At 58.9% G+C, this 20,576-nt stretch carries 15 protein-coding genes, 1 tRNA gene and 1 pseudogene; 8 read left to right on the top strand and 9 right to left on the bottom strand.

Annotation, left to right across the window (positions count from 1 at the left end):
* The 6 genes and pseudogenes from ABJP42_RS15325 to ABJP42_RS15300 all read right to left on the bottom strand — a co-directional run.
* Positions 1-163: pseudogene (locus ABJP42_RS15325) on the bottom strand (UDP-N-acetylmuramoyl-L-alanyl-D-glutamate--2,6-diaminopimelate ligase); the annotation flags it as partial.
* 43 nt (positions 164-206) lie between these two features.
* Positions 207-1,991, bottom strand: a complete 1,785-nt coding sequence (locus tag ABJP42_RS15320) for a peptidoglycan D,D-transpeptidase FtsI family protein (RefSeq protein ID WP_348341868.1) — start codon at positions 1,989-1,991, stop codon at positions 207-209.
* Positions 1,988-2,350, bottom strand: a complete 363-nt coding sequence (gene ftsL, locus ABJP42_RS15315; RefSeq protein ID WP_348341866.1) for a cell division protein FtsL — start codon at positions 2,348-2,350, stop codon at positions 1,988-1,990. Before ftsL ends, ABJP42_RS15320 begins: the two co-directional genes overlap by 4 nt.
* Positions 2,347-3,339, bottom strand: coding sequence for a 16S rRNA (cytosine(1402)-N(4))-methyltransferase RsmH (rsmH, locus tag ABJP42_RS15310; RefSeq protein WP_348341864.1), 993 nt, complete (start codon positions 3,337-3,339; stop codon positions 2,347-2,349). The genes ftsL and rsmH overlap by 4 nt, the downstream gene beginning before the upstream one ends.
* Positions 3,340-3,342: 3 nt before the next feature.
* Positions 3,343-3,810 (bottom strand): division/cell wall cluster transcriptional repressor MraZ, encoded by a 468-nt coding sequence (mraZ, locus tag ABJP42_RS15305; RefSeq protein WP_348341862.1) that lies wholly within the window; start codon positions 3,808-3,810, stop codon positions 3,343-3,345.
* An 869-nt stretch (positions 3,811-4,679) separates the two neighbouring features.
* Positions 4,680-5,771 carry an Mrp/NBP35 family ATP-binding protein gene (locus ABJP42_RS15300; RefSeq protein ID WP_348341870.1) on the bottom strand — a complete coding sequence of 364 codons (1,092 nt, stop codon included), beginning with the start codon at positions 5,769-5,771 and terminating at the stop codon, positions 4,680-4,682.
* 331 nt (positions 5,772-6,102) lie between these two features.
* On the opposite strand from ABJP42_RS15300, the gene ABJP42_RS15295 reads away from it, so the two are divergent.
* From ABJP42_RS15295 to ABJP42_RS15285, 3 genes are all read left to right on the top strand, one after another.
* Entirely contained in the window at positions 6,103-6,321 is a 219-nt protein-coding gene (locus ABJP42_RS15295) for a DUF1127 domain-containing protein (protein ID WP_348341860.1), read from the top strand.
* A 325-nt stretch (positions 6,322-6,646) separates the two neighbouring features.
* Positions 6,647-7,192, top strand: coding sequence for a sigma-70 family RNA polymerase sigma factor (locus ABJP42_RS15290; protein WP_348341858.1), 546 nt, complete (start codon positions 6,647-6,649; stop codon positions 7,190-7,192).
* The gene (locus tag ABJP42_RS15285; protein WP_348341856.1) at positions 7,107-7,973 is read left to right on the top strand and encodes a glutathione S-transferase family protein; all 867 of its coding nucleotides are present in this window, start codon (positions 7,107-7,109) and stop codon (positions 7,971-7,973) included. Before ABJP42_RS15290 ends, ABJP42_RS15285 begins: the two co-directional genes overlap by 86 nt.
* A 118-nt stretch (positions 7,974-8,091) precedes the next feature.
* Here ABJP42_RS15285 and ABJP42_RS15280 read toward each other — a convergent pair whose 3' ends face one another.
* Positions 8,092-10,593 carry an ATP-dependent helicase gene (locus tag ABJP42_RS15280; RefSeq protein WP_348341854.1) on the bottom strand — a complete coding sequence of 834 codons (2,502 nt, stop codon included), beginning with the start codon at positions 10,591-10,593 and terminating at the stop codon, positions 8,092-8,094.
* Between the two features lie 178 nt (positions 10,594-10,771).
* Here ABJP42_RS15280 and ABJP42_RS15275 point away from each other — a divergent pair, with 178 nt between their 5' ends.
* A complete protein-coding gene (locus ABJP42_RS15275; RefSeq protein ID WP_348341852.1) occupies positions 10,772-11,962 on the top strand; it encodes an alpha-hydroxy acid oxidase in 1,191 nt (396 codons plus the stop codon).
* A 300-nt stretch (positions 11,963-12,262) separates the two neighbouring features.
* Positions 12,263-15,715, top strand: a complete 3,453-nt coding sequence (locus ABJP42_RS15270; protein WP_348341850.1) for a pyruvate carboxylase — start codon at positions 12,263-12,265, stop codon at positions 15,713-15,715.
* A 99-nt stretch (positions 15,716-15,814) separates the two neighbouring features.
* Here ABJP42_RS15270 and ABJP42_RS15265 read toward each other — a convergent pair whose 3' ends face one another.
* Positions 15,815-17,311: an Ig-like domain-containing protein gene (locus ABJP42_RS15265; RefSeq protein ID WP_348341848.1), complete on the bottom strand. Its 1,497-nt coding sequence runs from the start codon at positions 17,309-17,311 to the stop codon at positions 15,815-15,817.
* Between the two features lie 567 nt (positions 17,312-17,878).
* Positions 17,879-18,025: a hypothetical protein gene (locus ABJP42_RS15260; protein WP_348341846.1), complete on the bottom strand. Its 147-nt coding sequence runs from the start codon at positions 18,023-18,025 to the stop codon at positions 17,879-17,881.
* Positions 18,026-18,234: 209 nt separating this feature from the next.
* Here ABJP42_RS15260 and ABJP42_RS15255 point away from each other — a divergent pair.
* The 3 genes from ABJP42_RS15255 (at position 18,235) to ABJP42_RS15245 (ending at position 20,423) form a co-directional block, all read left to right on the top strand.
* Positions 18,235-18,309 (top strand) — tRNA-Gly (locus ABJP42_RS15255).
* Between the two features lie 142 nt (positions 18,310-18,451).
* Positions 18,452-19,411, top strand: coding sequence for a DNA cytosine methyltransferase (locus ABJP42_RS15250; RefSeq protein ID WP_348341844.1), 960 nt, complete (start codon positions 18,452-18,454; stop codon positions 19,409-19,411).
* A gap of 112 nt (positions 19,412-19,523) precedes the next feature.
* Positions 19,524-20,423 carry a NaeI family type II restriction endonuclease gene (locus ABJP42_RS15245; protein ID WP_348341842.1) on the top strand — a complete coding sequence of 300 codons (900 nt, stop codon included), beginning with the start codon at positions 19,524-19,526 and terminating at the stop codon, positions 20,421-20,423.
* Positions 20,424-20,576: the final 153 nt, after the last annotated feature.

Genomic DNA, 20,576 nt, shown 5'->3' with positions numbered 1-20,576 from the left:
CATGCACCAGGCTGCCCGGCAGCGCCGCAAAGAGCGCGCCCCCGCCGGCCCGGCGGCTGTCCACGGACAGGTCCTTGATCAAGGGATCAGCACCGCCACGGGCGGTGAGGCCCAGCTCGCTCAGCGGGCGGCTATCAGGGGTCTCATTGGGGTTGCTGCGCATCTGCGGCCCTCACCAGGTAATAGGCCCGGGATCTCCCCCGGGATCAGTTTGAAGTGAGGGTTATACCAGTCACCTCGGTGGGTTCAACTTGTGGTCTGAGCCCCAAGAGCGGCGCCAGGCGACCAATCATTTCCGCCGCCACCGGCACGGCGGTCCAGCCAGCCGTGCGGCGCTCTTCGCCATGGGCAATAATGGAAGGTTCGTCCAGGGTGACAACCAGAACGTATTTGGGATCATGCGCTGGGAAGATAGAGGCAAAGGTGGCAATGACCTTATCCTCATAATAGCCGCCCTGAGGTCTGGGTTTATCGGCGGTGCCGGTCTTGCCACCCACCTGATAGCCGGGGACACGGGCAAAGCTGGCGGTGCCTTCGGTGACCACTTTGCGCAACATGATCCGTGCGGCCTCTGCTGATTGCGCCGACATGACGCGCCGCCCCAGCTGGGGACCATCCTGTTTCAGAATGGTGGGGCTGACGTAGTGCCCGCCGTTGGCGATCACCGCATAGCCTGCCGCCAGATGCATCGGCGTGGTGGAGATACCATGGCCATAAGAAATGGTCATCGCCGACAGTTCGGACCAGTTTGGGGGCAACAGCGGCTTGCCGCCCCGGGCTTCGACAATTTCGAGCGGGGTTGCTTCGAGCATGCCAAGATTGCCAAGGAAATCCTGCTGCCGCTCGGCGCCGATTTGCTGCGCCAGCCGCGCAGTGCCGATATTGGAGGATTTCACGATGATCTTGGTGACTGACAGCTCGCTGCCGTAGTCACGAAAATCCTTGATCGAGAATTTCCCCCACCTCAGCGGCCCGCGGGTATCGATCACGGTATCGGGGTTTGCCAATCCCAGATCCACCGCCTGTGCGGCGGTGAAAATCTTGAAAGTCGAGCCCAGCTCGTAGACGCCTTGGACCGCGCGATTGAACAGCGGGCTCACCGAAGGATCAAAACCTTCGGTCGGCGGTGCCGGGCGTTCGTTGGGGTCAAAATCGGGGAGGGACACGACCGAGATCACTTCTCCGGTCTGCACATCCATCAGGATCGAGGTGGCGCCCTTGGCATTCATCAGCTTCATGCCGCCATCCAGCACCCGCTCGGCGGCGGCCTGCACCGTGAGGTCCAGCGACAAAGCCAGCGGCGCGCTGCCATTGGCGGGATCGCGCAGATAGGTATCAAATTGCTTTTCGACACCAGCCACACCGATCACCTCGGCGGCGCTTACGCCTTCCTTGCCAAACCCCGCGCCGCCCAGAATATGGGCCGCAACAGAGCCATTTGGATAGAGCCGCATCTCACGCGGGCCAAACAGTAGGCCGGGATCGCCAATATCATGCACCGCCTGCTTTTGCTCGGGGCTGATTTTCTTTTTGACCCACAGGAACTTGCGAGAGCCGGTGAAGTCCTGAAGCAGGCGCTCGCGGTCCAGATCCGGGAAGATCTCCACCAAGCGATCAACGGCATTGACCGGATCAATCAGCTGTGGCGGCTGTACATAAAGCGAATGAGTCTCAAAATTGGTGGCCAGAATGCGGCCCTGACGGTCGACAATATCTGCCCGCTGCATGGCAATGGCGCTGCCAGCAGCGCTGGCAACAGGCTCGCGGGGCTCTGAAGTCGCCATGACCCCCATACGCGCAGCAACGGCCGTATAGGCACAGAGGAAAAACACCCCAAGCACAAGCAAACGCCCCTCGGCGCGCTGGCGGGATTTTACCTGAATTTCGTCATGGCGCTGACGGATGTTCTCTTTTTCAATAGCGTCGGGGTTTTCCCCCTTGGAACGGGCATCCAGAATGCGGGCCAGCGGGCGCAGGGGGGTACGGATCATTGGCCCTCCTCCGTGCGCGGCCTGGCATTGAAGCCAGAAACATCAACACCTTCGGTAATGAGCAGCGCCGGCTGAGCAGGGTATGTTACCTCGTCCACCCGGCCAAACTGATCCGGGCGCAGCGGCAACAGGCCCAAGCGTTCAAAATTTAGCTCTGCCAATTCAATCAGACGGTCAGGCCGGTTCAGATAGGCCCATTCCGCGCGCAGCACGCTCAGCCGCACCTGCGCGGCGCCGATCTGACGTTGCAACTGGCGGGTATCCTTGAGCACCTGCTGGGTGGCATAGTTCTCGCGGTAGGCCCAGAAGGCCAGACCAAACACCGCCAGGGCAGTGATCACATAGAGCAGCGACTTCATTTGCGCCCTTCTTTCAGTTGCGGCATGCTGAGATCCTTGGCGCTGATCGGTACCGGCTCTGCATCTGTTCGCCGCCCCACCCGCAGACGGGCCGAACGAGAGCGCGGGTTTTCCGCCAGCTCATCATCATCCGGGCCAACGGCCTTGCGGGTGACCAGCTCAAATTGGGCAGGGATTTCTTCGATCTCGGGCGCATAGCGATTGGCGCGGCCGGTTTTGTTTGCCCGATGCTGGAAAAAACGCTTAACCATGCGGTCTTCGACCGAATGGAAGGTCACAACAGCCAGCAATCCGCCAGGTTTCAAGGCACGTTCTGCTGCCAGCAGCCCGTTGAACAGCTCTTCGTATTCGGCATTCACCGCAATACGCAGGGCCTGAAAACTACGGGTGGCGGGATGGGACTGCCCCGGCTTTGACCGCGGCAGGCAACCCTCAACCAGCTTCGCCAATTGCAGCGTGGTGGTGATCGGCTCCAGTGCGCGGGCCTTGACGATAGATTTGGCAATGCGGCGACTGGCGCGCTCTTCGCCAAAGTGAAACAGAATATCTGCCAGCTGCACTTCCGACAGCTCTGCCACCAGATCCGCCGCCGAGGGACCAGATTGCGACATGCGCATATCCAGTGGCCCATCGCGCATAAAGGAAAAGCCCCGTTCCGCCAGATCCAGCTGCATCGACGAGACCCCTAGGTCCAGCACGACTCCGTCCAGATCCTGGGCATAGTCGTCCATCTTGGAGAAGACGCCCTCTTGCAGCACCAGGCGGTCGCCATAGTCCGCCGCCCAGGGCTTGGCCAGTTCAAAGGCCAGCGGATCACGGTCAACACCAATCACTTGGTTTGCGCCAGCCTCCAACAGACCACGGGTATAACCACCCGCCCCAAAGGTGCCATCCAGCCAACGGCCCGAAACCGGTGCCACCGCTTTTAACAGGGGGCGCAGCAGTACCGGAACATGGGGACCAGAAGGTGTTGGGCGGTCCGTCGTCATTACCTATGCGCCTCCGGCGCCATCAAGGAACTCCATCGGGTCAAACCCTTCTGGCAGCTCATCCATATATTGCTCAGTCAGAGCCTGATCTTCTTCTTTGTAGGTCTCAGGCTTCCAGAGCTGAAAAGTGTCACCCGCTGCGATAAAGAAGGCTTCTTTTTCGAGACCGATCTTGTTGCGCAGCTTGGCGGGCAGAACCAAGCGACCGGTCTCATCTACCGTGGTTGGGAAAGACTGGCCGTGGAACATTTTCTGCAACATCTTGCGCTGCATGGAGCCACGTGGGAGCGCATCAATCTTGTCGTCGACCTCCTCGATCGCCTCCATTGTATAGCACTCAAGGAAGTTGCGGCGCTGATCGCCGTAGACAATAACCAGTTCGGGGTTTTCGCCGGATTTCCAGTTCGGGTCGCTGGCCTCGATCACACGACGAAAGGAGGCCGGAATCGACACCCGCCCCTTTGTGTCCACCTTATGGTGGCTTTCGCCTCTGAACCTGCGGCCCAAAACTCAATCCTCTATATGCGCACCTGGCGCCATTCGCCCCCTAGAAAGTAAAAGGGGCGAGTTGATCTGCTGCCACTGATCAACTCGCCACCTAATTCCCGCTTTGCGGGTTGTCCGACTGCGCGCGCCACCTGGGGGGATGTCTGCTCGCCCGCGCGCCGGATCTCTCATTGTTCGAATGAAGTGAAGGCCTGTATGAAACCTGCTTATTATTGTGAGCTTGGGGTCTTTGGCGCCCCTGGTGCTCTTCTCTGCATCCGATGAGAAAGGGATACTATGGGAATTCATGGCCTGACAACCCACAATGAAGAAAAGCTACCGCAAAGCTGATTATCCACCGCCGAATTCTCAGAAAATATCAGTCAAGATCAGGGGCGGATTGGCACAAATAGCCCAATCTCCCCGATCAGACACAAAATATAGGGTGCAAAAAAAGTCACAGAACGAGGGCCATCTCTGCCCATAAATTCCCAAAGGGTGACCAAAAATTAACCCCCCGTTAACAAGTTCCCTCAATGTTCCACAGGACTCCTGTGCATAACCCTGGGGATAAATAGAATCGGAGGGCAGGCTGCCATATGATTCGTGCGGGTGACGGACTAATCAGCCGGATAGATCCCAAAAAAGAGACCAGAGCGGGCCATGAATTCCCATCGATCCCATGGTTTCCCATGCTGCAGGCGCAAACCGGCAACTCTCCCCCAGGTTGCTCACGCCGCACAGCCTTTTGACCATTTGGTTGATTTTATTAGAATGCAAGCAACAAGGATGCCCAGGCCTGCATCAGATTACAGCCTTTCGCTTTCAGGGCAGAAACCAACCTGAAAGCGGGCTTAAGCCATCCCACCAGCGACCAAGCCGCTCGCGATCTGCGCATAGGCCTTGGCAATGGGCCCATCGCCAATAGCCACCGGCGCTCCGGCATCGCCTGCAAGGCGGGTTTCCAGATCAATCGGCAATGCCCCCAATAGGGGCAGGCCCAGGGTCTCGGCCTCGGCAGCGACCCCACCATGGCCAAAGATATGATGCTCGCCACCGCAGTCCGGACAGGTAAAGAAAGACATATTCTCGATCAGACCTAAGACCGGCGTCTTTAGTGTCTTGAACATATCAAGCGCCTTGCGCGCATCCAGCAGCGCCACATCCTGCGGCGTGCTGACAACAATTGCTCCGCTCAGCTCGCTTTTGGTACAAAGCGTCAGCTGCACATCGCCGGTTCCCGGCGGCAGATCAACGATCAGCACATCCAATTGCCCCCAATTCACCTGCCCCAGCATCTGCTGCAACGCGCCCATCAGCATAGGTCCGCGCCAGACCACCGCTTTTTCCTCAGCCACCATGAGGCCAATCGACATGAGTGTGACACCATGCGCCACCAAGGGCTCGATCACCTTGCCATCCGGGCTCTCCGGACGCCCAGAGACGCCCATCATACGCGGCTGGCTAGGCCCATATATATCAGCGTCCAACAGCCCAACCCGGCGTCCTTGTTTTGCCAGAGCCACAGCCAGATTGGCGCTAACGGTAGATTTACCCACGCCGCCCTTTCCAGAGGCCACAGCCAGAATACGGGCCACGCCAGCAGGTTTGATCGGTCCAGCCTGCGCCTTTGGGTGCCCGCCAATCTTAAGACTGGGGGCCGGAGGAGTTGCAGGTGCCGGGCCATGGGCCGTCAGGGCCGCAGAGACAGAGGCAACGCCCGTCAATGCCAGCACCGCCGCTTCAGCCGCGCGGCGCAAAGGTTCCATATGTTGCGCAATCGCCGGGCTTGGCGCCTCGATCACAAAGCTGACCTTTGTACCGCCATCCTCAGCCCCCCCCTGCAGGGCCAGGGCGCGGATCATATCCCGCGAGATCAAGGTGCCGCCATCCGGCAGGGCCAGGCGTTCCAGGGCCTCGGTAATCTCTTTCTCTGTCACCGGCATGTTCAGCGCTCCTGTAGATCTCGTCTGCATTTAGAAGATTCGCCCCGACTCAGGAGCAAAAAGGATGGGATCGCCACCTTGTTCCCTAGGCCGTCATTCCGCAAGGGAAAGCAAAGAATGCCAATAGGTCAGTTGCCCTGACGGAAGGCAGTTTTGCACTATTTCGCTTAAAAAGTGACCTGTTTACAAAAGGGTAACAGGTGACCTATGCAAATGCTGCATAGCAGAAATGCCCTCTTAGGGGATTGTGCAGGTGCAGCATTTAACTATTTTGATTTCAAGACACGCCGAGACCGGCACAATCAAACACCCAGTTCTGAGGATCGACCCGATGGCCGCTGTAAACCAATTCGCAACACCTAAGTCTGTATTCTCGGCTCTGAACCTGGCTTGGATCGACGAGCTGAACGTAAAGTTCGCCCGTTACCGCCTGTATCGCACAACCCTGTCAGAGCTCTCTGAGCTTTCGGGTCGCGAACTGGCAGATCTGGGCCTGAACCGGTCCATGATTAAGCGCATCGCCTACCAGGCGGCATACGAGAATAACTAATAGAGATCAGGCTCTTTTCTCCTCCTCCCTAAAGGGCCTGTCCTACGCGGTGACATCCTCCTCCTCCCTGATGTCACCGCACCCTATATCCGGCTAACCCCGGAGCAGAATACATCCGGATCTCCTCCTCCCTTGATCCTGATGTTGTCATGAACGGCGGTGCCCTCTCCTCCTCCCTGGGCGCCGCCGTTTCTTGTTTTTGCACCTAGTTTTTTTCCTACACCTGCGCTCGCGCTGACGTCATGCCTGCCACTCGGCCGACCAGCCGGGCTTGTAACTGATGGGAAAATCCACACATGCTGCGCAGAACAATGGGGGAAACAGGGTGCTTGATCACATTTGGCAGCAATATCGGGCAGAAATCTCACGCTTCCTGCTGCGGCGCATCGCAAACCCCGATGATGTCGACGATCTGTTGCAAGAGGTTCTGCTAAAAGTGCATCGCGCTCTGCCGGACCTGCCAGCGGACACACCCTTGCTACCGTGGATCTTTCGCATCACCCGTAATGCCACCACGGACCACTACCGAAGAAAGGCCCGCGATTCGCATCTGGCTCAGCTTGCGCCCGATGATCTTTGGTATGGTGAAAACGAGCCGGAACCACTGGATCTGGCGCAATGCATCACACCTTTTTTGAGCGCCCTCCCCAAACAGGATGCCGGCCTGTTGCAGGCGATTGACCTAGAAGGAACCTCGCAGCGGGATCATGCAGAGGCGCTCGGCCTACCCTATTCAACCGTCAAAACCCGCGTCCAGGCCGCGCGCCTCAAACTCAGGCACCAGTTTGACAACTGCTGCGCCTTTCATCAGGACAGCCAGGGGCGCGTATTTGACTACTCCGCAAAATCAGAGGGTTGCAAAAAATGTTGATGTTTTTCCCGTCTTTTTGAAGTCCCCTGCGTCTTACCTCGTGAACATCACAGACAGAAGGTTCACGACAATGATCAAGATCGTCAGTTTCAAGATTTGCCCCTTTGTGCAGCGCGTCACCGCCCTGCTGGAAGCAAAGGGATTGGATTACGAAGTCGAATTCATCTCCCTCGCCGACAAGCCAGCGTGGTTTTTGCAGATCGCCCCCAACGGACAGGTCCCGATTCTGATCACCGATCAGGGGCAAGCGCTGTTTGAATCAGAGGCCATCGTTGAATACATTCAGGATGCCTATGGCGCCCTGCAGCCAGACCTTTCGCCCGAAGACAAGGCGCGCGAACGGGCCTGGGGCTATCTGGCGGCCAAAAACTACCTGGTTCAATGCGCGGCCCAGCGTTCCAACACGCAGGAAGATCTCACTTCACGTGCCGCCAAACTCGGACAGTTGTTTGACAAGGTTGAAAAGCAACTCTCAAGCGGCGCGACCTTCTTTTCCGGTGAGAGCATCGGCTGGGTCGATATCGCCTGGCTTGTCCTGCTGCACCGCGCGGGCCTGATCCAAGAGAGCAGCGGCTTTGACTTCATCGGTGACCGGCCAAAGCTAAAGCGCTGGCAAGGCAATCTGCTCAAAACAGGGTTGGCAGAGAAATCAGTAGCAACCGATTTCGACATGGCTTTCCGGGACTTCTACCTGTCAGAGCAAACCCTTCTTGGTCGTAAGGAGCAAACAGAGGTCCAGCCCTGTTCTGACAGCAGCAGCAAAAGTGGCGGATGTTGCTGATCGCAACACTGGCAAAAGGGTGGCGGGCGCGCCGAGACAGTAAAACTGTCTCGGCGCGCCCGCCCGGGTCGGATCACTTTGTGATCCGACACCGTGATCTTTCAGATCAACAGTCCCTTCAAAACGGAACATCATCCGAGGCAGCCGCAGCCCCCTCACTGCTTGCCGAAGAAATAAATCGCGACACCACCTTTTTTACACCGGCTTTTTCAAAGCTCACTTCCAGCTTGTCGCCTTCGATCCCGGTAATTGCCCCATAGCCAAACTTCTGGTGGAACACCCGCTCGCCAAGGGTGAAGCTAGAGGTTGCGGTCAGGTCTATGACCTGATGGCGGGCCTCTTTGGGCTGGGCAGTGCCGCGCTGGCCCGCCCGGGCCTGCATGCGCTTCCAGCCAGGTGAGTTGTAGCCATCCGCCTGTGCCACCTTTGCGTCAATGGTGGAGCGCCTAGGTTCGGCACTGCTGGCTGCCGCACCATAGCCGCCACCATAAAGCCCCGGCGGCGTCAGCACCTCCACATGCTCCTCGGGCAGCTCATCGACAAAGCGCGAGGGCAGTTGCGATTGCCATTGGCCAAAGACCCGGCGATTGCCTGCAAAGGAAATCGTACAGACCTCTTCGGCCCTCGTGATGCCCACATAGGCGAGCCGTCGCTCTTCTTCCAATCCTTTGAGACCGCTTTCATCCATCGAGCGTTGCGACGGGAACAAGCCGTCCTCCCAGCCCGGCAGAAAGACCGCCGGGAACTCCAGCCCCTTGGCCGCGTGCAGCGTCATGATCGAGATCTTCTGGTCGGAATCCTGTTTGTCATTGTCCATCACCAGGCTGACATGCTCCAGGAACCCCTGCAGGTTTTCAAAATTCTCCAGCGCCTTGACCAGTTCCTTGAGGTTTTCCAACCGGCCCGGGCTGTCGGGGTTCTTATCCGCCTGCCACATGCCGGTATAGCCGCTTTCGTCCAGCACGATTTCCGCCAGCTCCATATGGGAGATATCAGCGTCACCGGTCATCCGCCCCCAGCGCGCCAGATCCTCCACCAGGCGGCGCAGCGCCGCGCCGCCCTTACCCTTGATGGCACCGGCCTCCACCGCCAAACGCGCGCCTTCCACCAGGGAGACGCCATTTTCGCGGGCAAAGCGCTGAATGGTCTGCTGTGCCTTGTCGCCAAGGCCGCGTTTGGGCGTATTCACAATGCGCTCAAAGGCCAGATCATCATCTGCCGAGGTCACCATGCGGAAATAGCCCATGGCGTCGCGGATCTCGAGCCGCTCGTAAAAGCGTGGGCCGCCAATGACGCGGTAGGGGAGGCCGATGGTCAGGAAACGATCCTCAAAGGCGCGCATCTGATGCGAGGCCCGCACCAGGATCGCCATATCATTCAAATCGATGGGGCGTTGACCGCGGGTGCCCCGCTGTGTCGCCTCGATCTCTTCGCCGATCCAGCGGGCTTCTTCCTCGCCATCCCAGTGACCGATCAGGCGCACCTTCTCGCCACCCTTCTCAGCCGTCCACAGCTCCTTGCCCAAGCGGCCGGAATTGCCACTGATCACCCCAGAGGCGGCGGCGAGGATATGTTCGGTCGAGCGGTAGTTCTGCTCCAGCCGCACCACCTTGGCACCGGGAAAGTCCTTTTCAAAGCGCAGGATATTACCCACCTCGGCACCGCGCCAACCATAGATCGACTGATCATCATCGCCGACGCAGCAAATGTTTTTATGGCCGCCCGCCAAAAGCCGCAGCCATAGATACTGGGCAATATTGGTATCCTGATACTCATCCACCATGATGAAGCGGAACCAGCGCTGATACTGCGCCAGGATATCGCCATGGGTCTGAAAGATCGTCACCACATGCAGCAGCAGATCACCAAAATCGACGGCGTTCAGCTCCAGCAGGCGGCGCTGATACTGGGCATAAAGCTCTGGCCCGCGATAGTTATAGGACCCCGCCTCAGAGGCGGGCAGTTTTTCCGGCGTCAGTGCGCGGTTTTTCCAGTCATCAATGATGCCCGCCAGCATTCGCGGCGGCCAGCGTTTCTCATCAATATCCGCGGCCCGGATCAACTGTTTGAGCAGACGGATCTGATCATCAGTGTCCAGAATGGTGAAATTCGATTTTAGGTGCAGCGTGTTGCCCCGACGAGGGCGCGCCGAGGGCCCCAGATCCTCATAGGGGTTCGGGTTCTCAGAGTTTTCAACCTCTTCCAGAACCGCATCCGAATTTGACGTGGCCTCGCCGCAGATCAGTTCCGCATGGCGGCGCAGCAGTTTGACACAGACCGAATGAAAGGTGCCCAGCCATTGCATGCCTTCAGCAGGTTGCCCCAGCATGGTGCCAACCCGTTCTTTCATTTCGCGGGCGGCCTTATTGGTGAAGGTCACCGCCAGGATCTCATTGCTGCGCGCTGATCCGGTGTTGAGCAGATGCACAATCCGCGCCGTCAGCGCCTTGGTCTTGCCGGTGCCAGCCCCGGCCAACATCAGCACCGGCCCGTTCAGACATTCCACCGCCTCCCGCTGGGCAGGATTCAATCCATCCATATAGGGGGTAGGACGGGCCGCCATGGCCCGCGACGACAGGGAGGCGCCCTCAAAGGCGTCCATTTCATCAAAACTGCTCATGCCCGTAACACTAGCGTGATTCAATCCCCGAGAAAAGAGGACGTTCGCATTATGTTCACAAGGTAATTTGACACCAAACCGAGCTCAAACCCATAAACGCCCTGCCTGTGCCACCTACGCTGGCGGGCAGCAGATCCGCGCCTCTTGCCAATTCAGATCCACCGCCTATCAATATCGCATGGACCTACATCAAAAATACCCAGGGCTGAGCGATCTGCGCGCCCGTGCCAAATCCCGCCTGCCAAAGTTTGTTTGGGAATACCTCGACAGTGCCACCGGCGAAGAGGCCACCAAGCAGCGCAATCGCAGTGCTCTGGATCAGATTGGCTTTATGCCGTCGATCCTGCATGGCGAGCAGCAGGTAGATCTGTCGACCTCTTTGCTGGGCCGGGATCTGCCGCTGCCCTTTGGCATTGCGCCCTTAGGAATGTCCGGCCTGATGTGGCCCGATGCCGAGGGCCATCTGGCGCGGTTTGGCGCAGCCACGGGTATTCCTTATTCTCTGTCCACCGTGGCCAGCCAATGCCCCGAGGATTTGGCCCCGCATCTGGGGCCAGAGGCCTGGTTTCAGCTCTATCCGCCCAAAGACGAAGAAATCCGCCGCGACCTGTTGCAGCGGGCCAAACAGGCAGGCTTTAAAACCTTAGTGCTGACAGTTGATGTGCCGGTGGCCTCTAGGCGCGAACGTCAGGTGCGCTCAGGCCTGACACAGCCGCCCCGGCTGACCCCGCACCTTCTGGCGCAGGTGGCCTGCAATCCCACCTGGGCGCTCGGCATGGCGCGCCAGCATCGCCATGAAGGCGGCATGCCGCATATGCGCACCCTGGATAAATATGTTGCCGCGCAGAACGAAGGGCTCTCTTCCACTGCCCATATTGGCTATCTGCTGCGCACCTCTCCGGATTGGGACTATGTCAAATGGCTACGCGATGCCTGGGATGGTCCCTTTGTGGTCAAAGGCGTGATGCGGCCCGAAGATGCCGCGCCGCTGGAGCAGATCGGCGTCGATGCCCTGTGGATTTCCAACCACGCGGGCCGGCAGTTTGATGCCGCCCCCGCCACGATCGAGGCCCTGCCCGAGATACGCGCCGCGACCAATCTGCCGCTGATTTTGGACAGTGGTATCGAAGGCGGGCTCGACATTCTGCGCGCCCTGGCGCTGGGGGCAGATTTTGTCATGCTGGGGCGCGCCTTTCACTATGCACTTGCAGCATTAGGAACCCAGGGGCCACAGCATCTGGTTGAGGTCCTCTCCAAGGATCTGGAGGCCAATATGGGCCAGCTAGGCCTGCGAAATCTGGCAGAGGCACGGAATTTGCAAATTCGCAATTTAGCGTTACATCCTCAGACGCCCAGCGCAAACCCCTGAAACAGGTAGCAAAGCCTGCGAGTTGAAATTGCCCCCACACCCTCACCCGAAAGCGTAATCGCAGATACGTCAGCAGGGGTGACCAAAGATTCGCACAGGGTAGTTTTGCCCAAAATTTAGGCAATTTGCGAACAGTCAAAAGCCGGAATTCAGGCGTTCATGCTGCATCTGCACAAAAAACTGCCGGAAAATGGCCGTATGGGAGCGCAATCATGCCGCAGATACCCAATACTACGGCTATACCAGGGACTAAGATGTAACTAACACTTCGCCAAACCTAGACTACTCCGAGGAGCGACAATGCCTGATTTCAAGAAAATCCTGATTGCAAACCGGGGCGAAATCGCCATCCGTGTCATGCGCGCAGCAAATGAAATGGGCAAGCGCACGGTTGCGGTCTACGCCGAAGAGGACAAACTGGGGCTGCACCGCTTCAAAGCGGATGAAGCCTATCGCATCGGGATCGGCATGGGGCCGGTTGCCGCCTATCTGAGCATCGACGAGATTATTCGCGTCGCCAAGGAATGTGGCGCCGATGCCATCCACCCCGGATACGGGCTGCTCTCCGAGAACCCCGAATTTGTCGATGCCTGCGCCCGCAACGGCATCACCTTTATCGGCCCCAAGGCCGAAACCATGCGCGCCCTGGGCGATAAGGCCTCTGCGCGGCGTGTCGCCATCGAGGCAGGTGTGCCCGTCATCCCCGCCACCGAAGTGCTAGGCGATGACATGAAAGCCATCGCAGATGAGGCTAAAGAGGTCGGCTATCCGCTGATGCTCAAGGCCTCTTGGGGCGGCGGCGGTCGCGGCATGCGCCCCATCCACGGCCCGGATGAGCTGGAAGAAAAAGTTCTGGAAGGCCGCCGCGAGGCCGAAGCCGCCTTTGGCAATGGCGAAGGCTATCTGGAAAAGATGATCACCCGCGCCCGTCACGTCGAGGTGCAGATCCTCGGCGACAAACATGGTGAGATCTATCACCTGTTTGAACGCGACTGCTCGGTGCAGCGTCGCAACCAAAAGGTCGTGGAACGCGCCCCTGCGCCTTACCTGTCAGAAGAGCAGCGCGCCGAGATCTGCGAGTTGGGCCGCAAGATCTGCGCCCATGTGAATTATGAATGCGCCGGCACTGTCGAATTCCTGATGGATATGGAAAGCGGCAAGTTCTACTTCATCGAGGTGAACCCCCGTGTGCAGGTGGAACATACTGTCACCGAGGAAGTCACCGGCATCGACATCGTTCAGGCGCAGATCTTGATCGCCGAGGGCAAGCCCATCGCCGAGGCCACCGGCAAGGCCGCCCAGGAGGAGATCCGCCTCAACGGCCATGCGCTGCAGACCCGTGTGACCACCGAAGATCCGCTGAACAATTTCATCCCCGATTATGGCCGCATCACAGCCTATCGTTCGGCCACCGGCATGGGCATCCGTCTGGATGGCGGTACCGCCTATGCGGGCGGTGTAATTACGCGCTATTATGACAGCCTGCTGACCAAGGTCACCGCCTGGGCGCAGACCCCGGAAAAGGCCATTGCCCGGATGGACCGCGCCCTGCGAGAGTTCCGAGTGCGGGGTGTGTCCACCAATATTGCCTTTGTTGAGAACCTGCTGAAGCATCCGACCTTCCTCGACAACAGCTATACCACCACATTCATCGACAACACGCCGGACCTGTTCCAGTTTGCCAAACGTCAGGACCGCGGCACCAAGGTGTTGACCTATCTGGCGGATATCTCCGTCAACGGTCACCCAGAGACCGAAGGCCGCGCTGCCCCGGCGGCGGATCTGAAAGAGCCTCGCGCCCCGCATGTGGACCCGGCGCCGCTGCCCTATGGCACCCGCAATCTGCTGGAGCAAAAGGGCGCTCAAGCCGTTGCTGATTGGATGAAGGCCCAGCGCCAGCTGCTGCTCACCGATACCACAATGCGCGATGGCCACCAGTCCCTGCTGGCGACCCGCATGCGCAGCCACGACATGATCAAGGTCGCCCCTGCCTATGCGCAGAACCTCAGCCAGCTGTTCTCGGTTGAATGCTGGGGTGGTGCGACCTTTGATGTAGCCTATCGCTTCCTGCAGGAATGCCCCTGGCAGCGGTTGCGTGATCTGCGCGAGGCCATGCCCAATGTGATGACCCAGATGCTGCTGCGCGCCTCCAATGGCGTGGGCTACACCAACTACCCTGACAATGTGGTGCAGGAATTTGTCCGCCAGGCTGCTGTGACCGGCGTGGATGTCTTCCGCGTGTTTGACAGCCTCAACTGGGTGGAAAACATGCGCGTCGCCATGGATGCAGTGGTCGAGAGCGGCAAGCTTTGTGAAGGCACCATCTGCTACACTGGCGATATTCTGGATCCGAACCGGGCCAAATATGACCTGAAATACTATGTCGGCATGGCCAAGGAACTGGAAGCTGCCGGCGCCCATGTTCTGGGTCTAAAAGACATGGCAGGCCTGCTGAAACCTGCTGCCGCCCGTCAGCTGGTCAAGGCGCTGAAGGAAGAGGTCGGCCTGCCGGTGCATTTCCACACCCATGACACCTCGGGCATTGCTGGTGCCACTATTCTTGCCGCCGCTGACGCTGGTGTCGATGCGGTGGATGTTGCCATGGATGCCTTCTCTGGCGGGACATCGCAGCCCTGCTTTGGCTCCATCGTCGAAGGTCTGCGCAATACCGATCGCGACACAGGGCTCGACATCGAAAAGATTCGCGAAATCTCTGACTACTGGGAGCAGGTCCGCGCGCAGTATGTGGCCTTCGAGTCCGGCCTGCAGGCTCCTGCCTCCGAGGTCTACCTGCATGAGATGCCCGGCGGGCAGTTCACCAACCTCAAGGCGCAAGCGCGCTCCCTGGGGCTGGAAGAGCGCTGGCACGAGGTCGCCCAGACCTATGCCGATGTGAACCAGATGTTTGGCGATATCGTCAAGGTGACGCCCTCCTCCAAGGTTGTCGGCGATATGGCCCTGATGATGGTCTCCCAGAACCTCAGCCGCGAAGAGGTGGAGAACCCCGAAACAGAAGTTTCCTTCCCAGACAGCGTTGTCGACATGATGCGCGGCAACCTCGGCCAGCCTCCCGGTGGCTTCCCCGAGGGTATCACCGCCAAAGTCCTGAAGGGTGACGCGCCCAATTTGGCCCGTCCAGGCGCCCATCTGGAGCCGGTGGATCTGGAAGCTATGCGTACCGAGCTCAGCCAGGAGCTTGAGGGCAAAGTGGTGGATGATGAGGATCTCAACGGCTACCTGATGTATCCCAAGGTCTTCCTCGACTACATGGGGCGTCACCGCCAGTACGGACCGGTCCGCACTCTGCCAACACGGGCTTTCTTTTACGGTATGGAGCCCGGCGAAGAGATCACTGCCGAGATTGATCCCGGTAAGACCCTGGAAATTCGCCTGCAGGCGATTGGCGAAACCGACGAAACCGGCGAGGTGAAAGTCTTCTTTGAACTCAACGGCCAGCCCCGCGTCATTCGGGTGCCAAACCGTCTGGTCAAGGCCAGCACCGACAGCCGCCTCAAGGCCGAAGTTGGCAATGCCAATCACATCGGCGCGCCAATGCCCGGCGTTGTCGCCAGCGTCGCGGTTCAGGTCGGCCAAGAGGTCCACGAAGGCGATATGCTGCTGACCATCGAGGCGATGAAAATGGAAACCGGCCTGCATGCTGAGCGCGCGGCGCGCGTCAAAGCGCTGCATGTCTCCGCCGGCACCCAGATCGACGCCAAGGACCTGCTGGTCGAACTCGAAGACCTGGAGTAAGCGCCCGCCCCGGAAACAGGGTGCAGGCTAAAACAAAGGGCGCCACTTGGCGCCCTTTTTGCATTGTCTCAGGGTTTCCCATGCCTGAATGTGTCGTGCCTAAAAGTTGAGATTTAGCCCCGCTTGTACACCGTAACTGCGATAGCCGCTCATACCTATGCCATCATAAAAGCCCTCGATCCGAAAACTCCCATGCTTTGAGAAGGCGTAGAACAGCCCCAATTCAACCTGGGCCCTACCGCCGTCCTGATCAACCGGGTTAATCACCGCCGAGCCAGAGGCGCTGGACGAGGTGCCAATCGCACTGACACCGCCAGTCAGCAGCAGCTCACCAGACCCATGATAGAAGGGAGCCGGGGTTTCAAAATCCAGCCCCAGTTCAATACGCCCCTGTTCCAGCTTTTGGCTTGGGATCAGATTGCCCAGACTGTCCCGGTAGGCCTCTTGCTTATCGGTGGTGTAAGAGGCCGCCAGACTGGGAATAAGAGTGGTTTCGCCCCGGACCACCTGGCCCGAGAGTTTGACCATGGCCAGCCAGCGTTCGCTGTCGAACTGGTCGCGGTAGGTGCCATAGGGAGAGATGTCATTGTTGCTTTGCCCATAGAGCAACCGCCCCTCCACAAACAGATCCTGCGTTGGAAATTTGGTGACAAAATAGGGGCCGACCAGCCAGCCGCGCCCTTCGATCGAGCTGCGACCATCCTCCTGATCAAGATAGTCAAACTCAACCAAGGCCCCAACCAGCAGCCTCTCGCTCAGCTGGATATGTCCGCCAAAGGCGCCAAAGGCATAGGAGCCAGAACTGGTCCCTGCCTTTACCGTCGATCCCTGCGCCCGGAGCCAGATCGGCGCATCAACGCCAGTGTCGATGTCAAAGGTGCCGCGCCCACGGGTAACCTGCAAATTGAGCGCAGCACTGCCAGTTCCCGAAAGAAAGCCGGTCAGATCCGGTTGATTATTGACCAGCTGTGTCGCGCGGGTTGAGGCAAACTGGCGTATGGTCTTGCTGGTATCGGCAACAACCGATGTGCCGACAGTAAGCGTGTTGGAGGCCAGATTGCCATTGCTGGCCGCATCTTCGGCAACATTCGCCGCCAGATTGACGGAAACATCGCCCGCCCCGGTCGGCGTGAGTTGCACCGTATAATTGGCGCCCGAACCGGAAAGACTGGCAGCGGAGCCATTTGTGACGCTCAGATCAGATAGGCTCAAACCGGTAACATCTTCCGAAAAGACGATAGCGACCTCAAAGGCCGTGCCCGGCACCACAGAACTGGTACTGCTCGAAAGAGTGACCGAGGGAGCTGTGGTGTCAGACGGCGGCACAGTTGCCACAAAGCTTGTCGTGGTCTTGCCAGCCAACGCGATCTCATAGGCCCTGCTTCCGACGGAAAAACTGAACCCAATGTAGTCATCATCCGCAATGGTTCCCGTTGGCCCGTCCTGAACCAGACCGACAACATCAGAAGCCGAAATGCTCAGGCAGTCCGCAATAAAGGCCGCCGTGATCGGACTGCCCACATTGAAACCCGCTACAGGCCTGAAGGCACGCCCGCCGGCATAGAGTGAATCTGGCCCCGTTTTATACAAAAACACGGCGACGGGGTCCCCAATTGTAAGCTGCGCAGCTGCTACACAGTCACCTAGGGATGTAGCGAAGTTTCTATTGACTGAATTGTCCAATGCGCTTGCCCCGGATGGCAGACCGCCAGTTGCCAAGGCCGCACAAAGGGCAAAGAGTTTACGCCCACGAAGACTGCCCAACCGGACAGAGACCAAACCAGGAATAAACTGCATAAAAGCATCTCGCAAGTTTTGAAATTGAAGGAAGAACCAAAAGACACTCAATAAAAGCCCCCCAGGAACGGAGGTGCAAATCACCCAATGACGGCAACGGCATCGCGCCCCCAAAATAGCGCGTCAGTCACATCGCGAAACAACCCCAGACAGAAGTCACCGCCACATCCAGCCACACTACAGACTGAAATCTCTATTAGATTTCTGTAGTTTCTATTAATGCGCAGGGAAACAAAGGCTGAAAATACAACCTTGAGCAAACGCGCCAGTGCCCGATGCGCGCCACCAAGCTGCCTGCACCCTCCGCCGCCCCTATCCAGCTGCCAAAACCAACGGCAAAATCATCGCCAGTTGCAAACCAGGGGTTTAATCCCCTGCGCTGTAGCATTCCTCTGTACCGCCCAACCAGACCTCATTACCTGCGGCCTGCGAAGGTTTTCCTGACTGAACAATCGCCCCCAGCGCAATCAGAATCACCAAGGATCCGATCCGCAAAATTTCCACTGATTTCATTGGCTGGCGCCCCTTCTGACTGTTGGTCGTTCCAATTGAAACGCCCCCCCGGACTTCTTCCGTCGCTCTGTCGCAAGAGTTTTTTGGGGGCTGGCGTCGCCCCTGCCCTGCCTGTCCCGCTTTCTCACCGAAGGCTTTTTTCCGCTTTGCTACATTTTCCGCTTGCGACGGGCGCGCAGAATGCCTAGATCCGCCTCACCAAGTGAAGCGCGGGCGTAGCTCAGGGGTAGAGCATAACCTTGCCAAGGTTAGGGTCGGGCGTTCGAATCGCCTCGCCCGCTCCATTTGGACATCGAAAAGGCCACTCCTTCGGGGGTGGCCTTTCGTGTTTGAATAAGAGAGTTTGGCCGGAACCTTGCGTGGAATCGAGATCTCACCTAGGAACAGATGCAGAACGCAAAACAAGAAACAGGCAGGCGCAACGATATGCTCACATCCGTGGAACTCTGTGCAGGCGCAGGTGGTCAGGCGCTGGGGCTGGAACGCGCTGGCTTTGACCACACAGCGCTGGTCGAGATCGACAAACATTGCTGCGCCACCCTGCGCCACAACCGACCCGGCTGGAACGTGCTCGAAGAAGACGTGCGCCTCTTCAAAGAAGAGGCCAGCGCCTACAAGGGCATTGACCTGCTGGCCGGCGGGTTGCCCTGCCCGCCCTTTTCAGTGGCCGGCAAGCAGCTTGGCGAAAAGGATGAACGCAACCTGTTTGATGATGCCATTCACATTGTCGATGCCACCCGCCCCCGCGCGGTGATGATCGAAAACGTGCGGGGTTTCCTCGATGCTGCCTTTCACGACTACCGCGAAAAGCTGAAAAAACAGCTGGCCAAACTGGGCTATGAAACCGACTGGCGGCTGCTCAACGCGTCGGACTACGGGGTGCCGCAGTTACGACCCCGGGTGGCGATCATTGCCCTGCGGCGCGAGTTTGCCGGGGATTTCTCTTGGCCCGAGCCACTGCCTTACAATCCCCCCACTGTAGGCGAGACCCTTCTGGATCTTATGAAGGCGCGCGGCTGGCGCGGCGCCGAAGACTGGGCCGCCCAGGCGGATGAGATCGCCCCCACCATCGTTGGCGGCTCAAAGAAACACGGCGGTCCTGACCTTGGCCCCACCCGGGCACGGCGCGCCTGGGCCTCCCTAGGGGTCGAAGGCCGCACTATCGCCTATGAGGCCCCTGATCCCTTCCACAACGACATGCCCCGCCTTACCGTACGCATGGTGGCCCGCATCCAGGGCTTCCCGGACGCCTGGCATTTCACCGGCGCCAAGACCAATGCCTATCGCCAGGTTGGAAATGCCTTCCCGCCCCCCGTAGCCGAGGCCGTCGCCCGGCAACTGAAAGAAGCGATTTCCCGCCCCAATCTGCGCCTCGTCTCCCAATAGCCTTCCCCGCACCGCGCTCTGGAGAAGCCTAAAATCGGGAGAGGTGACCTGCCCCCATCACCTTTCTATAAGTATTCAAATTCCCAAGCTTTCGGCCCAGACCGAGGTAGATATGAAACGCAGCCTGCCCCCCAGCCTTGTCGCGCCCGGGCATCCGGATTTTGACACGCTCAGCGCCCTGGCCAATGAGATCACCACCCGCGCCGGCGGCGCTTTGGTCTTGGCAGAGAGCTTCCCTGCAATGCTACGGCGCTGCATCGATGATGTGATCATGACGCCCAAGACGGGTCGTCGCGCCTATGAAGAGCTGGAAAAGACCGAAAAAACCTATATCGGCACCCGCGTCGAGATTGAGCTGCGCGCCCTGCTGCGCCTGCCACGCGGGCGGTTGGATACTGAAATCCTGGGCCGCGATATGGATATCAAAAACACCATGGGCAGCAATTGGATGATCCCCACCGAGGCATTGGATCAGCCCTGCCTTCTGGTAGCCGCCGACGAAGCCCGCGCGCGGTGCTACCTCGGTCTGATCATAGCGCGCCCCGCCTATCTGACCCAGGGCAAAAACAAGGACGGCAAAGCCGCGGTCTCAGCTGCCGGTTTTGCCAATATCCTCTGGCTGCTCTGCGACCAGAGCTACCCGGCAAACTTCTGGCGCCTACAGGATCCCGATGTGGTCAGCGAGATTTTTTCCCAAGCCACCGGAAATGCCCGCATGGCCAGCCTGTTTCGCCAAATCCAGAACACCGCCATAGCCCGCGATGTGGTCGAGGCAGTGGCGCAGCAAAAGGACTTCATGCGCCGGATCCGGTCAGACAAGGGACGCGGCACCCGGGATCACCTGGAACAAGAGGGCATCCTGCTGCTGTCTGGCCAGTATGACAGCCAGCTGATCAAGGCGCTGGACCTGCCCCATTGCACGGGCGCGGAGTTCATCTCTTGTCAGCCGACAGAGCCACAACAGCGGCGCCTTGCCGCCCAGGCCGGGTTTATCCTGCCGGATCATCTCTAGCGCCCAGCCCCCTCCCATCCCTCATTTTGCTTCCCAGAAGAATTCTTACCCCTCAGGTCACTTTCCCTCTTGCGGGCCTGCCGTGGATTGCCTAAACACCGCTTCACCAAATGTAGCGCGGGCGTAGCTCAGGGGTAGAGCATAACCTTGCCA

This window comes from Pseudophaeobacter sp., assembly GCF_039971195.1.
Classification (GTDB): Bacteria; Pseudomonadota; Alphaproteobacteria; order Rhodobacterales; family Rhodobacteraceae; genus Pseudophaeobacter.
This window is presented reverse-complemented; position numbering and strand designations above follow the sequence as displayed.